Source organism: Cupriavidus nantongensis (assembly GCF_041726985.1).
Classification (GTDB): Bacteria; Pseudomonadota; Gammaproteobacteria; order Burkholderiales; family Burkholderiaceae; genus Cupriavidus; species Cupriavidus nantongensis_A.
Genome location: NZ_CP168303.1, coordinates 3,316,393 through 3,329,594, shown reverse-complemented (window position 1 = coordinate 3,329,594; position 13,202 = coordinate 3,316,393). Strand labels below are relative to the sequence as shown.

Sequence of the window (13,202 nt, the reverse complement as noted above, 5' to 3'; positions counted from 1 at the left end):
CCCCTGCGGCCCTTGCCTGACTTGGGTCTGTTGCCATTTGCGTACCTCGGACTGTCTCCCGGACCGGGGCCCGATTGTCGCCGACAACCAGCCGCCCGGATTTGACCCCGGTCGACTCGTTGCGCCGACGGCGCGACGGGCACGATTTGACGCAAATAGCTGGCGATTATAGCGCCAAAGCCCCCCTGCCAGTGCCAAAAAGCGGCGGTTGCGAGACGTTCCCGGGCGCCCGCATCGGCCCCGCATGGACGGCGCCGGGCAAAAGCGGTATCCTATGCGACTTTCCAGCGGCGGCATTCGCCCGCCGCAACCGCTGTACCCGCAAAACCGGTTGCAAAACCGTCCTGTGCGCCCGTAGCTCAATGGATAGAGTACTGCCCTCCGAAGGCAGGGGTTGCTGGTTCGATCCCAGCCGGGCGCGCCAATTTTCCTCCGATGTCCCACGCAGTGTCCGCGTCGCGGCGGGCAGGCTTTAACTCGCGCGACGAAAACTTTCAGCACGCGTTTGGCGGCGGCGCGAGCCGGTGCTGATAGATTCACCCACTCCACCGAACCGCGCGCGCCACTGGTGCCGCGCCGCAGACAGCCATGGCGATTCCGACGAAGCTCCCGCACCGGCTGGCAGCACTGGCGCTCGCCGGCGCGAGCGCCGCAGCCGTTGCCACGCCGCTCAGCCTGCCCGGCGCCTTGCCCAACATGGCCGGTGTGGGCATCGGCTCGACTACGGAGTTTGCCGGCGGCAAGGACCGCATGGTCGGCGTGGTGCCCGGCCTGCGCTATGTCACGCCAGGCGGTCGGCTGCTGGAATGGTACGGGCCCTATGCGCAGTTCAACTTCGGCGGGCTGACCGGGTTCCAGTGGGGTCCGGCAGTGGGCCTGCGGCTGGGCCGCAACGATGTCGACGATCCGGTGGTGTCGCGCCTGCACGAGATCGACACCACGGTCGAGGCCGGCGGCTTCATCGGCTATGAATACGTCAATGCGGGCCCCATCCCGTGGCGGCTGCGCGGCGGCGTCAATGTGATGACCAATGCCGGCATCGTCTATGGCGGCGCGCGCGTCAACGCGACCGGTTCGCTGTGGGTGCCGCTGCACCCGCGTCTCTTTGCGGGTGCGGGACTGGGCGCGACGTGGGTCAGCGGCAGCTTCAACCGCACCTATTTCGGCGTGACGCAGACCGATGCGGCCGCCAGCGGACTGCCCGTCTACAGCCCGGGCGGCGGCCTGGAGCAGTTCACCGGCTGGCTCGCGCTGATCTGGCAGCTGGACAAGCACTGGTATGGCGGCGCGATGGTGTATGGCCAGCGCCTTGCCGGTGCGGCCGCCGACAGCCCGATCGTGACCCAGCGCGGCACGCGCAACCAGATTACGTATGGCGTCGGCATCGCCTATGCATGGCGCTAGGCCGGAGCGCGCTTGCTATGATCGAGGCATGACCGACGATCTCGTCATCCCCCATCACGAATACCTGATCACCGCAATCCGGGCCCAGGGGGCGGGCGGCCAGAACATCAACAAGGTCTCGAACGCGGTGCACCTGCGCTACGACGTGCGTGCGTCGTCGCTGGCGCCCGACCACAAGGAGCGGCTGCTGGCGCTGCATGACCACCGCATCACGCGCGACGGCGTGGTGGTGATCAAGGCGCAGCAGTTCCGCAGCCTGGAGCAGAACCGGGACGATGCGGTGCGGCGCCTGCACGAGCTGGTGCGCAGCGTGGCCACGCCGCCGCGCGTGCGCCGGGCGACCCGGCCGACGCTGGCGTCGCGCCAGCGCAGGCTCGAGAGCAAGAGCCAGCGCAGCCAGGTCAAGTCGCTGCGCGGCCGGGTGTTCGACTGAGCCTTTGCCTTAGCGTGCCGACTGCAGCGCGGCGATGCGCTGCTCGATCGGCGGGTGGCTCGAGAACAGCGCCATCCACGACTTGCCGCCGGCGATCCCCATTGCCTGCATGTTCTGCGGCAGCCCGTCCGGATCCAGCCCGCCCAGGCGGCGCAGCGCCGCGACCATCGGCGTGGGCGTGCCCATCATGCTGGCGGCGCCGGCATCGGCGCGGAACTCGCGGCGGCGCGAGAACCAGGCCACGATGATGCTGGCCAGGATGCCGAACACGATCTCGCACACGATCACGGTGACCATGTAGCCGATGCCCGGGCCGCTCGACTCCTCGTCGTTCTTGCGCAGCATCGAATCGACGAAGTAGCCGACCACGCGCGCCAGGAAGATCACGAACGTGTTGACCACGCCCTGGATCAGCGTCAGCGTGACCATGTCGCCGTTGGCGACGTGCGCCACCTCGTGCGCCAGCACGGCCTCGACCTCTTCATGTGACATCGATTGCAGCAGGCCGGTGGACACCGCCACCAGCGAGCTGTTCTTGGTGGCGCCGGTGGCGAAGGCATTGGGTTCGCCCTCGTAGATGGCCACTTCCGGCATCGGCAGACCGGCGCGCTGCGCCAGCTTTTCGACGGTCTGCACCAGCCACAGCTCGGTGCTGGTGCTGGGGTGGGTGATGACCTGCGCGCCGGTCGACCACTTGGCGATGGTCTTGGACATTAGCAGCGAGATAAAGGCGCCGCCGAAGCCCATCAGCGCGGCAAACGCCAGCAGCATGCCCAGGTTCAGCCCGTTGGCGGTCAGGAAGCGGTTCACCCCGAGCACGCTGGCGGTGATGCTGAGAACAAGCATGACGGCGAGGTTGGTCGCCAGGAAAAGCAGTACGCGTTTCATGTGAGTGTGGAGCAGTGGTAGGTCGCGCCATAAGGCGCAAGGATGCGGTCGGACCGCAGGCGCGCGCCGCACGCGAGGTCGCGGCACGCGGGTTCAGGCGGGCGCGGTCGGGCCGCGCCGGTAGAGATCAGCCGCGCGGCGGTCGCGGCAGCCGCGGCAGGTCGGGTTCGGGCAGCAGGGCGCCGGCATAGCGCGGCGGCCCGGCACGGCCGGCCCACGGGGCCAGGCGCAACGGGGTGGCGGGCAGCAATTGCTCGGCCAGGTCGGCGCCGGGCTGCCACTGCGGCTCGGCGGCTTCGGGAAGCGGCAGGGGATCGCCGGCCGGATCGCCTGTGACGGCGGCTGCATCAGCGTCGGCGGCATTGGCCCACGGCGCAGCGACAGGTACGGCCGCGGCTTCGGTGGTGGAGACCACCGCGTGCGCGAATGCGGCCGCCCAGCCCGGCAGGGGCAGGAAGGCCAGCATCATGACCAGCAGGAGCAGCCGCAGGGCGCGCACGAACAGGGGACGGCTTATCGGTGGAAGTGGAAGGAATTCTACAGGATGCCGCAAGGCGCTGGCGCCGCCGTGGCGGCGGTAGCACACGAACGGTTGCGGTGGCTTCGCCACCTGCTGCAGGATGCGGCAGGCTGGCCTACACTAGCGTCTACCCTGTAGTCGTTACAGGGTATGGCAAGGAACAGGCATATGCGTATCGGCGAACTGTCACGGTCCAGCGGCTGCGATGTCGAGACCATCCGTTATTACGAGCGTGAAGGGCTGCTCGACGCCCCCCGGCGCGAGGCCAACGGCTACCGCCGCTATGACGAGAGCCATGTGGTGCAGCTTAACTTCGTGCGCCATTGCCGTTCGCTCGGAATGAGCCTGTCGGACGTCAGGCGGCTGCGCGAGTTCGAGCGCAACCCGTCGCAGGACTGCGACGACATCAACACGCTGCTGGACCGCCAGATCGCCCAGATCCACGCCCAGCGCGTGGCGCTGGAGGCGCTCGAAGGTCAGTTGCGCGCGCTGCGCGAGACCTGCCGCCATCACCAGCCCGCCAGTGCGTGCGGCATCCTGCAGAACCTGCAGCAGGCGGCGGCGGGGGCTGGCTGTGAGTGCCATGCCACCAACGGGTGACGACCCCGAACCCGGCGCTGTGCTACGATGGTTACTCCCGCTTCGCACCAGCACGGTGCACGAAGCGGGACAGCAAGGCAGGTGAGCCACCACTTCGAGGCTTGCCATTGCAGCAAGCCATCCGCTGCCGCTAATCCTTTTCCGCAGGACCATGACCGATCGCCTGACGCCGATGCCCGATGCGCCTGTCCGCCCGCTGCGGACCGGCCGCGCGCACGCGTCCGCGCTCGCCCTGGCCCCCAGCCTGCCCCAGCGCGCCAAGCGCGCGATGTCTCCCCGCCGGATCAGCGCACCGCCTGATTCCGCCCGGTTCCCAGCCTGATTCGTCTCCCATAGCGGGGCCCGGGCCGAACCGGGCCCGAGCCAGCGTTTCCGTTGTTGCCGGCGATCGCCGCAACGTTTTTGCCGATCCGTTGATGCGCGCGCCGCTGCGCGGCACGCCAATCCGCAAGACCTGACCGCCGCCAGCCATGCAGGCCGGCCGCGCCCACCCACGACTGCCGGAGGACCCGCCATGACGGCCACCAAGACCCAGACCGCCACCCTGTACCTGACCGAACTCGACGTCACCCGCCTGGAGCGCATCGCCAGCCGCGCCGGCTCGGCCCAGCTCGAGGACATGCTCGACAGCCTGCTGGCGCGCGCCACCATCGTCGCGCCCGAAGAGATCCCGACCGACGTGGTCACCATGAACACGCGCGTGGTGTGCACGCTGCCGGGCGAGCAGGCACCGCGAAACTGGACCCTGGTGTATCCCGACGCCGCCGACTTCGACGCCGGCCGGCTGTCGGTGCTGTCGCCGGTGGGCCAGGCGCTGCTGGGCGCGCGCGCCGGCCAGACCGTCAGCTACCGGCTGCCCGATGGCCGCGAGCAGCAGGTAAGCGTGGCCGAGATCGCGTTCCAGCCCGAAGCCAGCGGCCAGTACACGCTCTGAGCGCCCTCCGGGCACGCGCGGGCGCGCCCTCGCGGGTGCGGCCGCCGCCACGCTCACGCGCCGGTGGCGGCGTGTCGCCGGCGATCCGCGGACACCATTCATCGGCAAGCGAGTCGTTTCACGACTCGCAACGCACCATTCGTCGCAGCGGTATTTCTGCTGGCGCGGGCTGTGACTAATCTTCAGTCCGTGCTCGCATCGCAACATAGATTGCAGAGCGGCCGGAGTCTCACCCCGGACCGACAAGAAAGAACGACGAAATCAGTTGAAGGAGTCCAAAATGATCGCCAGACGTATCCTTGGCGGCGCGCTCGTGTTCGCGGCAGTGGCCGCGTCCGCTACGGCGATGGCTGCCCCCGCTGCCAGCAAGGTTGGCAAGTTCGATGTGTATGCCGACGCGCTGCGGGTCGGCAAGTACGATGTGTATACGGACGGCGCCAAGCAAGGCAAGTTCGACACCTACACCGACGGCGCCCGCACCGGCCGCTTCGACCCGTACTCGGAAGGCTCGCGCCGCGACGGCAAGTTCGACACCTTCAGCGAAGGGGCGCACAGCTTCAGCGGCGAGATCTCGAAGCAGGACAAGTTCGATACCTTCAGCGAAGGCACGCACACCTTCACCGGTGACGTGGCCGAACGCGCGCTCGACAACTCGCGCTCCGGCGACGGTTCGCTGTACGGCTATCGCGTCTGATCCCCCGGGTCTGCTCCAAGACCCGACGCGGCCACTGCGGTGGCCGCAAGTTTTCTCTCCCGCCTGCCCGGCCGACCTCCTCCTCCTTCTCTCTTCGCCAGGCAGGCGTTTTTCTATTCCGTAGCTGCCGCTTCCGCCTGTTCCGGCGCCGGCTGTGCGCGCGGCAAGCGGCGCGCGATCGCCGCATACAGCAGCGGCACCGCCAGCGTGCCCAGCACGGTCGCGCCCAGCATGCCGCCCAGCACGCCGGTGCCGACCGCCTGCTGCGCGCCGGCGCCCGGGCCGGTGCTGATCGCCAGCGGCACTACACCCAGCACGAACGCCAGCGAGGTCATCACCACCGGACGCAGTCGCTGGCGCGCCGCGCGCGTGGCGGCCTCGACCACGTCCATCGCCCCCGCGGCGCCGCGCCGCAACTGCTCGGCGTATTCGACGATCAGGATGGCGTTCTTGGCCGCCAGGCCCATGATCACCACCACGCCCACCTTGAAATAGACGTCGTTGGGCATGCCGCGCAGCCAGATCGCGGCGGCGGCGCCCATCAGGCCGGTGGGCACGATCGCAATTACCGCCAGCGGCAGGGTCCAGCTTTCATACAGCGCCACCAGGCACAGGAAGATAAACAGCAGCGACAGCGCGAACAGCCACGGCGCCTGCGTGCCGGTCTGCTCCTGCTCGTAGGCGCGCCCGGTCCAGCGCACGTCGAATTCGGGACCCAGCCCGCGCACCAGTTCCGCCAGCCGCGTCATCGCCGCGCCGGTGGTGTAGCCCGGCGCCACTTCGGCATTGATGCGCACCGAGCTGAAGCCGTCGAAGCGCTCCAGCGTGACCTCGCCTTGCCCCCATTCCAGCGAGGCGAACGCAGCCAGCGACACCATCGCGCCCTGGGCGTTGCGCACATGCACGCGTGCCAGCTGGTCCGGCTGCATGCGGAACGGGGCGTCGGCCTGCAGGATCACGCGCCGCACCCGGCCTTCGCGCGCGACTTCGTCGATATAGCGCGAGCCCAGCGTAGCCGACAGCGTGTGGTGCACGGCTTCGGCATCGACGCCGAAGGCCTCGGCCTTGCGGTAGTCGATCTTCAGGTCCAGCGCCGGCACGGGCTGGCCGGTGGTGGCGCGCACCTCGCCCAGCACCGGGTCCTGCCTGGCGCGCTCGATCAGCTTGTCACGCGCGGCGAACAGCGCCTCGCGCCCAACCGGCTGGCGCGCCACCAGGCGCATGTCCAGGCCGCCGATGCTGCCGAGTTCCGGCAGCGCCGAGCTGTTGTAGGCGAACAGTTGCGCCGCGCCGCGGCCGGGCCAGCTTTCGAGGCCGGCCGACAGCCGCTCCAGCACCGCCTGCGCGGTATGCTCGCGCCCGCGCGCCTTCCAGTCGGTCAGCCCGATAAACAGGCTGGCGCGCTGCTCGCCGCTGCCGCCGCTGGACCAGCCCAGCACGGCAAAGCTCGAATGCACCGGGTAGCGCTGGTCGCGCATCCACTGTTCCAGGCTGGCGACCAGCCGACGCGTGTCGGCCTGCGTGCTGCCGGCGGGCAGCTCGACATCGACCACGATCTCGCCGGTATCCTCTTCGGGCAGGAAGCCGCTCGGCATCTTCCACAGCGCATAGCCGCACGCCAGCGTCAGCGCCAGGTACACCGCCAGCCAGCGCAGCCGGCGGCGTTGCAGCGCCTGCACCCAGCCGGCATAGCGCGCCGTGAACGCGGCAAAGCGCGCATCGAACCACGCCAGCGGCCCGCGCGCCGGCGCCGCGCTGTGGCGCAGCAGGCTGGCGCACATCGCCGGTGCCAGCGTCAGCGCAAAGAACAGCGAGAACGCGATCGACACCGCCAGGGTCACGGCGAAATGCCGGTAGATCACCCCTACCGCGCTCCCGAAGAACGCCATCGGCACGAACACCGCGCACAGCACCAGCGTCACCGCGACCAGCGCGCCGGAGACTTCGCGCATCGAGCGCGCCGCGGCCTGCATTGCACCGACGCCATCGGTGCGCAGGATGCGCTCGACGTTTTCCACCACCACGATGGCGTCGTCGACCAGGATGCCGATCGCCAGCACCACGCCGAACAGCGTGATCACGTTCAGCGACAGGCCCAGCGCGTACAGGCACGCGACCGTGCCCAGCAGCGACACCGGCACCACGATGCATGGGATCAGCGTGGCGCGCAGGTTGCCGAGGAACAGGTACAGGATCAGGAATACCAGCACCGTGGCCTCGATCAGCGTCAGCACCACGCGCGAGATCGACGCCTGCACGAAGGTGGCGCCGTCATACGAGATCTCATAACGCACGTCGCCAGGGAAGCCCTTGCTGGCGGCATCGAGCGCGGCGCGCACGGTGCGCGAGGTCTGCAGCACGTTGGCGCCGTCGGCCAGCTTCAGTCCGATCGACGCGGCGTTGCGCGTGTTCAGCGTGGAGCCGTAGCGATAGTCGCTGGCGGCCAGTTCCACCCGCGCCACGTCGCGCAGCAGCACCGCCGAGCCATCGGTGGCGGCGCGCACCACGATGCGCCCGAACGCCTGCGCGTCGCTCATCGGCGCGGGCGGGCGCACGATCGCCTGGAACGGCTGGCCCGGCACCGCCGGCGCGCCGCCCAGCTGGCCCGGCGTGACGTTGCCGTTGCGCGCGCGGATGGCGGCCTCGACCTCGGCCGTGGTCAGGTTGAAGGCGTTCAGCTTGTCCGGGTCGAACCAGATCCGCAGCGCGTACTCGGCGCCGTAGGGCTCGGCCTTGCCGATGCCGGGCAGGCGACGCAGCAGCGGCAGCACCGACCCGGCGGCGAAGTCGCCCAGCGCGGTTTCGTCGAGCTGGCCGCTGTCCGACACCAGCGACACATACATGAAGGCGCTGCTGCTGGCCTGGTCGACATAGACCCCGCCGCGCCGCACCGCCTCGGGCAACAGCGGCTCGGCCTGGGCCACGCGGTTGCGCACGTTGACCTGCGCCAGCTGCGGATCGGTGCCCTGGCGGAAGCCCAGTGTCACCGTGGCGGTGCCGCCCTCGCTGCTGGAATCGAGGTAGAGCAGGCCGGGGATGCCGTGCATCTGCTGCTCCAGCACCGCGGTGACGCGGTCTTCCACCGTGCGCGCGGACGCGCCGGGGTAATCGGCATAGATGATCACCGTGGGCGGCGCCACCGCCGGATACTGGGCGATGGGAATGCGGTTCAGGGCCAGCAGGCCCGCCACCACGGTCAGGATGGCCAGCACCCAGGCGAACGCCGGGCGCTTCAGGAAAAACGACGCCATGTCAGGTCAGGGCTGGCACGGGCGCACGGCAAGTGAAGATCGTGCCGTGGCTCCGGTGCGGTTGGAACGGAACGGCTTGGGTGCGGAGACGCCGCAACGACTGCGGCAAGTTGGCGCGTACACGGGGTACGGGGGTCCGGCGGGGAAGGACCCGGCGCTGCGGCGGGAAACGATCCGTGAGGATCGACGCCGGCGACCGGCCGTCATACTGCGGCCTTGCCGGCGATTATAGACAGGGAAGCGCGGCCCGGACAACGCAAACGTCACATTGCCGGCCCCCACTGAGGTTGGGGGCCCGGGCCGGGAACTACAGGTCGCGCGCGGCGAAGGCGTCGCACTTGCGGATGTCGCCGGACTCGATGCCGCGGCGCAGCCAGCGCACGCGCTGCTCGCTGGAGCCGTGGGTAAAGGCTTCCGGCACGACATAGCCCTGCGACTGGCGCTGCAGCCGGTCGTCGCCGATGGCGGCGGCAGCCTTCAGGCCTTCCTCGATATCGCCGGGTTCCAGCAGCTGCTGGTTGGCGCGCTGCGCGGTCGCGGCCCAGACCCCGGCCAGGCAATCGGCCTGCAGTTCCATGCGCACCGACAGCTGGTTGGCCTGGGCCTCGCCCATGCGGCGGCGCGCGCTGTCGACCTTGTCCGAGACGCCCAGCAGATTCTGCACATGGTGGCCGATCTCGTGCGCGATCACATAGGCCTGCGCAAAGTCGCCGCCGGCGCCGAAGCGCTGGCGCAGTTCGTCATAGAAGGCCAGGTCGATATAGACCTTCTGGTCGCCGGGGCAGTAGAACGGGCCCATCGCCGACTGGCCGGTGCCGCATGCCGTCGGCGTGGCGCCGGAGAACAGCACCAGGGTGGGCGGCGCATAGCGGCGGTTGAGCTGGGTTTCGAAGATGTGTTGCCAGGTGCGCTCGGTATTGCCCAGCACCTTGCGCGTGAACACCGTCATCTGGTCCGTCGCCGGCGGCCGGTTGACCTGCTGCTGTTGCTGCTGCGGGCCGGAGCCCTGCAGCACCGACGCGCCCTGCATGATCAGCATCGGGTCGATGCCGAAGAAATACGACGCCGCCAGCGCAATGATCACCGTGCCGATGCCGATCGACTTGCCGCCAAGGCCGCCGAATCCCCCGCGGCGGTCTTCAACGTGCTGGCTTTCGGCTTCGTCATCTAGGCGCATGGGGGCTCCGGGGGCTTGGGGAAGAGGGGAGGGAAAGTGGAATTCAGTATAGCAATCCGCGCCTCGGTGCTCGCGCTGGCGCTCGCTCCCGCAGCGCGCCGTGCCGGCGGATGCGCGCCGCGGCACGCCAAAAAAAACACCGCCCACTCGCCCTGGAGACGGGCAATGCGGGCGGTGTGCGGCAAAGCGAAGAAACCGGGTTTGCACCCGGTTCCGTGATGGCGTGGTCGTTCCGCGGCGGGAACGCGCGCGGTGCGCTCAGGCCAGTGCGGCCTCGCGTTTGGCCGGCGCGGCGGCCAGCGCGCTGGCGCTGACTTCGGCCACGCGCAGCAGGTTGGTGGTGCCGCCCTGGCCGAACGGCATGCCGGCGGCGATGGTGATCTGGTCGCCCGGCGCGGCGTAGCCTTCGGCGACGGCGGCGCGCGTGGCGGCTTCGACCATTTCATCGACGCTCTGCACGTCCGGGCTCACGGTGGAGTGGATGCCCCACGCGATCGCCAGCCGGCGCGCGATCTCCAGGTTCGGCGTGATGCTGACGATCGGCGCGCACGGCCGTTCGCGCGCGGCGCGCAGCGCGGTCGAGCCGGACGAGGTATAGGTCACCGTCGCGGCGGCGCCGATGATATGCGTGACTTCGCGCAGCGCGGCGCAAATGGCATCCTGGCGCGTGTTCAGCGGGGTCTCGTGCTGGGCGTCGAGCAGGTTGCGGTACAGCGGGTCGCGCTCCACCTCGGTCACGATGCGGTTCATCATCGATACCGCCTGCACCGGGTAGCGGCCGTTGGCCGACTCGGCCGACAGCATCACCGCATCGGCGCCTTCATAGATGGCGCTGGCCACGTCCGACGCTTCGGCGCGGGTCGGCACCGGCGAGTCGATCATCGATTCCAGCATCTGCGTGGCGATTACGACCGGCTTGCCCAGCTGGCGGCACACGCGCAGGATGCGCTTCTGCACGCCGGGCACGCGCTCGGGCGGCAGCTCCACGCCGAGGTCGCCGCGTGCCACCATCACCGAATCGGACACCCGTACGATCTCTTCGAGCTGCTGCAGTGCGGCCGGCTTCTCGATCTTGGACAGGATGCCGGCACGGGTGCCGACGATCTCGCGCGCCTCGACGATGTCGGACGGGCGCTGCACGAACGACAGGCCGATCCAGTCCGCGCCCAGCGACAGCGCGAAGTCCAGGTCCTTGCGGTCCTTCTCGGTCAGCGCCGGGATGGGGATCACCGCGTCGGGCACGTTCACGCCCTTGCGGTCGGACAGCGAGCCGTTGTTGGCGACGCGCGTGGTGATGGTGCCGGTGGTGACCGACTCGATCGCCAGGCGCACCTTGCCGTCGTCGATCAGCAGCGACTGGCCGGGTTGCGCGGCCTGGAACAGCTCCGGGTGCGGCAGGTAGACGCGGGTGCCGTCGCCCGGGGTCGGGTCGCTGTCGAGCACGAACACATCGCCGGTGCGCACCGCGACCTTGCCGGCGGCGAAGGTGCCGATGCGCAGCTTGGGGCCCTGCAGGTCAGCCAGCACGGCGATGGGGCGGCCGGTCTCGGCCTCGACCTGGCGCACCGCGTCGTAGCGCGCGCGGTGGTCGTCGTGCGTGCCGTGGCTGAAGTTCAGCCGGAACACGTCCGCGCCGGCCTCGAACAGCGCGCGGATCACCGCGATGTCGGTGCTGGCGGGGCCGAGCGTGGCCACGATCTTCGCTTTGCGCTGGCGTCTCATGATGTCTCCTCTTCCATTCTCGGTAGCGGCGCGTCGGCGCCGCGAGTCAGTCGGTACTACTGTGCTATGCCACTCCGTCATTCCCGCGCATACCCAAAGGGCACGTGGGCGGGAATCCAGCGTCTTTGAAAGTCACTGGGTTCCCGCCTGCGGGGAACGACAAGAAATCAGGTAATCAAAATCGCGCGGAAGTCGTTCACATTGGTGCGGGTCGGGCCGGTGACGATCAGGTCGTCCAGGCCGGCGAAGAAGCCGTAGCCGTCGTTGTTCTCCAAGTGCGCGCGCGCATTCAGCCCGCGCGCGCCGGCGCGGGTCAGCGTGTCGGGTGACAGCAGGGCGCCGGCGTTGTCTTCCGAGCCGTCGATGCCATCGGTGTCGCCCGCGAGCGCGTACACGCCGGGCAGGCCGTCGAGCGCCACCGCCAGCGCCAGCAGGAACTCGGCATTGCGTCCGCCGCGGCCCTTGCCGCGCACCGTCACCGTGGTTTCGCCGCCGGACAGGATCACGCACGGCTTGCTGAACGGCTGGCCGCGCTGCGCCACCTGGCGCGCGATCGCGGCATGCACTTCGGCCACCTCGCGGGCTTCGCCCTCGATGCAGTCGGACAGGATGTGGGCCTCGAAGCCCAGTTCACGCGCACGCGCCGCCGCCGCTTCCAGCGACTGCTGTGCGGTGGCCAGCGTCACGCTGCGGTGGCCGTTGAAGCGCGCGTCGCCGGGCTTCGGGGTTTCGCCGGCACCGCTCTCCAGGTGCGCGCGCACGTTGGCCGGCACCTCGATGCCGTACTTGGCGATCACCGCCAGCGCGTCGGCGCAGGTGGTCGCATCCGGCAGCGTCGGGCCGCTGGCGATCAGCGTCGGGTCGTCGCCGGGAATATCGGAAATCAGCAGCGTCTCGACGCGTGCCGGTGCGCAGTGCAGCGCCAGGCGGCCGCCCTTGAGCGCCGACAGGTGCTTGCGCACGCAGTTCATCTCGCCGATGCTGGCGCCGCTCCTGAGCAGCGCCTTGTTCACGGCTTGCTTGTCGGCCAGCGTCAGGCCCGGCGCGGGCGCGGCCAGCAGCGCGGAGCCGCCGCCGGAGATCAGGCACAGCACCAGGTCGTCGGCGCTCAGGCCCTGCACCAGTTCCACCATGCGCTGCGCGGCGCGCGCGCCGGCTTCGTCGGGAACCGGGTGGGCGGCTTCGACCACTTCGATGCGCTTGCAGTCGGCGCCGTGGCCGTAGCGCGTCACCACCAGCCCCGACAGCTCGCCTTGCCAGTTCGCTTCCACCGCCTGGGCCATCGCCGCGGCGGCCTTGCCGGCGCCGATCACCACGGTGCGGCCCTTCGGCGGCGCAGGCAGGTGCGGCGGCAGGCAATGGCTGGCGCTGACGGAGGCGACCGCGGTATCGAACAGGTCGCGCAGCAGCGCGCGCGGTTCCGCGTTGGCTGCGGTGCGCTGGGGCGACAGCAGGGCGGCTTGGGGTTCGGTGACGAGCATGAAGAATCCTGGGTGCTGACGGGTACGCCGGGTACTTCGGGTACGCAGTGGGTACAAAGCGGTACTGCAAAGCGTGTCGTCCCCGCTGGGCGGGGACG

At 69.6% G+C, this 13,202-nt stretch carries 11 protein-coding genes and 1 tRNA gene; 6 read left to right on the top strand and 6 right to left on the bottom strand.

Going from position 1 to position 13,202, the window contains the following annotated elements; translation table 11 throughout:
* Nucleotides 1-348 precede the first annotated feature (348 nt).
* The 3 genes from ACEI37_RS26760 to arfB all read left to right on the top strand — a co-directional run bounded on the left by ACEI37_RS26760 (nucleotide 349) and on the right by arfB (nucleotide 1,837).
* Nucleotides 349-424 (top strand) — tRNA-Arg (locus ACEI37_RS26760).
* Between the two features lie 164 nt (nucleotides 425-588).
* Entirely contained in the window at nucleotides 589-1,404 is an 816-nt protein-coding gene (locus ACEI37_RS26755) for a MipA/OmpV family protein (protein WP_373378803.1), read from the top strand.
* 28 nt (nucleotides 1,405-1,432) lie between these two features.
* Nucleotides 1,433-1,837, top strand: a complete 405-nt coding sequence (gene arfB / locus ACEI37_RS26750) for an alternative ribosome rescue aminoacyl-tRNA hydrolase ArfB (RefSeq protein WP_373378802.1) — start codon at nucleotides 1,433-1,435, stop codon at nucleotides 1,835-1,837.
* Nucleotides 1,838-1,846: 9 nt separating this feature from the next.
* Here the strand turns inward: arfB and htpX are convergent, their stop codons facing one another.
* Together htpX and ACEI37_RS26740 are read right to left on the bottom strand one after the other, a co-directional pair.
* Nucleotides 1,847-2,725: a protease HtpX gene (htpX, locus tag ACEI37_RS26745; RefSeq protein ID WP_183300789.1), complete on the bottom strand. Its 879-nt coding sequence runs from the start codon at nucleotides 2,723-2,725 to the stop codon at nucleotides 1,847-1,849.
* A 127-nt stretch (nucleotides 2,726-2,852) separates the two neighbouring features.
* Complete coding sequence (locus ACEI37_RS26740; RefSeq protein WP_373378801.1) at nucleotides 2,853-3,194, bottom strand: hypothetical protein; 342 nt, start codon at nucleotides 3,192-3,194, stop codon at nucleotides 2,853-2,855.
* A gap of 219 nt (nucleotides 3,195-3,413) precedes the next feature.
* Here ACEI37_RS26740 and ACEI37_RS26735 point away from each other — a divergent pair, with 219 nt between their 5' ends.
* From ACEI37_RS26735 to ACEI37_RS26725, 3 genes are all read left to right on the top strand, one after another.
* On the top strand, nucleotides 3,414-3,845 hold the full coding sequence (locus ACEI37_RS26735) for a Cd(II)/Pb(II)-responsive transcriptional regulator (protein ID WP_265922013.1): 432 nt from the start codon (nucleotides 3,414-3,416) through the stop codon (nucleotides 3,843-3,845).
* A 514-nt stretch (nucleotides 3,846-4,359) separates the two neighbouring features.
* A complete protein-coding gene (gene rnk, locus ACEI37_RS26730) occupies nucleotides 4,360-4,779 on the top strand; it encodes a nucleoside diphosphate kinase regulator (RefSeq protein ID WP_115663589.1) in 420 nt (139 codons plus the stop codon).
* A 280-nt stretch (nucleotides 4,780-5,059) separates the two neighbouring features.
* Nucleotides 5,060-5,473: a hypothetical protein gene (locus ACEI37_RS26725; protein ID WP_373378800.1), complete on the top strand. Its 414-nt coding sequence runs from the start codon at nucleotides 5,060-5,062 to the stop codon at nucleotides 5,471-5,473.
* Nucleotides 5,474-5,586: 113 nt separating this feature from the next.
* Here the strand turns inward: ACEI37_RS26725 and ACEI37_RS26720 are convergent, their stop codons facing one another.
* From ACEI37_RS26720 to ACEI37_RS26705, 4 genes are all read right to left on the bottom strand, one after another.
* A complete protein-coding gene (locus tag ACEI37_RS26720; RefSeq protein WP_373378799.1) occupies nucleotides 5,587-8,724 on the bottom strand; it encodes a multidrug efflux RND transporter permease subunit in 3,138 nt (1,045 codons plus the stop codon).
* 307 nt (nucleotides 8,725-9,031) lie between these two features.
* Complete coding sequence (locus ACEI37_RS26715; RefSeq protein ID WP_227313304.1) at nucleotides 9,032-9,901, bottom strand: neutral zinc metallopeptidase; 870 nt, start codon at nucleotides 9,899-9,901, stop codon at nucleotides 9,032-9,034.
* 258 nt (nucleotides 9,902-10,159) lie between these two features.
* On the bottom strand, nucleotides 10,160-11,623 hold the full coding sequence (pyk, locus tag ACEI37_RS26710; RefSeq protein WP_373378798.1) for a pyruvate kinase: 1,464 nt from the start codon (nucleotides 11,621-11,623) through the stop codon (nucleotides 10,160-10,162).
* Between the two features lie 167 nt (nucleotides 11,624-11,790).
* Nucleotides 11,791-13,104, bottom strand: coding sequence for a glycerate kinase (locus ACEI37_RS26705; protein WP_373378797.1), 1,314 nt, complete (start codon nucleotides 13,102-13,104; stop codon nucleotides 11,791-11,793).
* Nucleotides 13,105-13,202 lie beyond the last annotated feature (98 nt).

Bases quoted from the DNA above. Each gene is read 5' to 3' on its own strand.
- ACEI37_RS26755 (WP_373378803.1), top strand. From the start codon at position 589: ATGGCGATTCCGACGAAGCTCCCGCACCGGCTGGCAGCACTGGCGCTC.
- arfB (WP_373378802.1), top strand. From the start codon at position 1,433: ATGACCGACGATCTCGTCATCCCCCATCACGAATACCTGATCACCGCA.
- htpX (WP_183300789.1), bottom strand. From the start codon at position 2,725: ATGAAACGCGTACTGCTTTTCCTGGCGACCAACCTCGCCGTCATGCTT.
- ACEI37_RS26740 (WP_373378801.1), bottom strand. From the start codon at position 3,194: ATGATGCTGGCCTTCCTGCCCCTGCCGGGCTGGGCGGCCGCATTCGCG.
- ACEI37_RS26735 (WP_265922013.1), top strand. From the start codon at position 3,414: ATGCGTATCGGCGAACTGTCACGGTCCAGCGGCTGCGATGTCGAGACC.
- rnk (WP_115663589.1), top strand. From the start codon at position 4,360: ATGACGGCCACCAAGACCCAGACCGCCACCCTGTACCTGACCGAACTC.
- ACEI37_RS26725 (WP_373378800.1), top strand. From the start codon at position 5,060: ATGATCGCCAGACGTATCCTTGGCGGCGCGCTCGTGTTCGCGGCAGTG.
- ACEI37_RS26720 (WP_373378799.1), bottom strand. From the start codon at position 8,724: ATGGCGTCGTTTTTCCTGAAGCGCCCGGCGTTCGCCTGGGTGCTGGCC.
- ACEI37_RS26715 (WP_227313304.1), bottom strand. From the start codon at position 9,901: ATGCGCCTAGATGACGAAGCCGAAAGCCAGCACGTTGAAGACCGCCGC.
- pyk (WP_373378798.1), bottom strand. From the start codon at position 11,623: ATGAGACGCCAGCGCAAAGCGAAGATCGTGGCCACGCTCGGCCCCGCC.
- ACEI37_RS26705 (WP_373378797.1), bottom strand. From the start codon at position 13,104: ATGCTCGTCACCGAACCCCAAGCCGCCCTGCTGTCGCCCCAGCGCACC.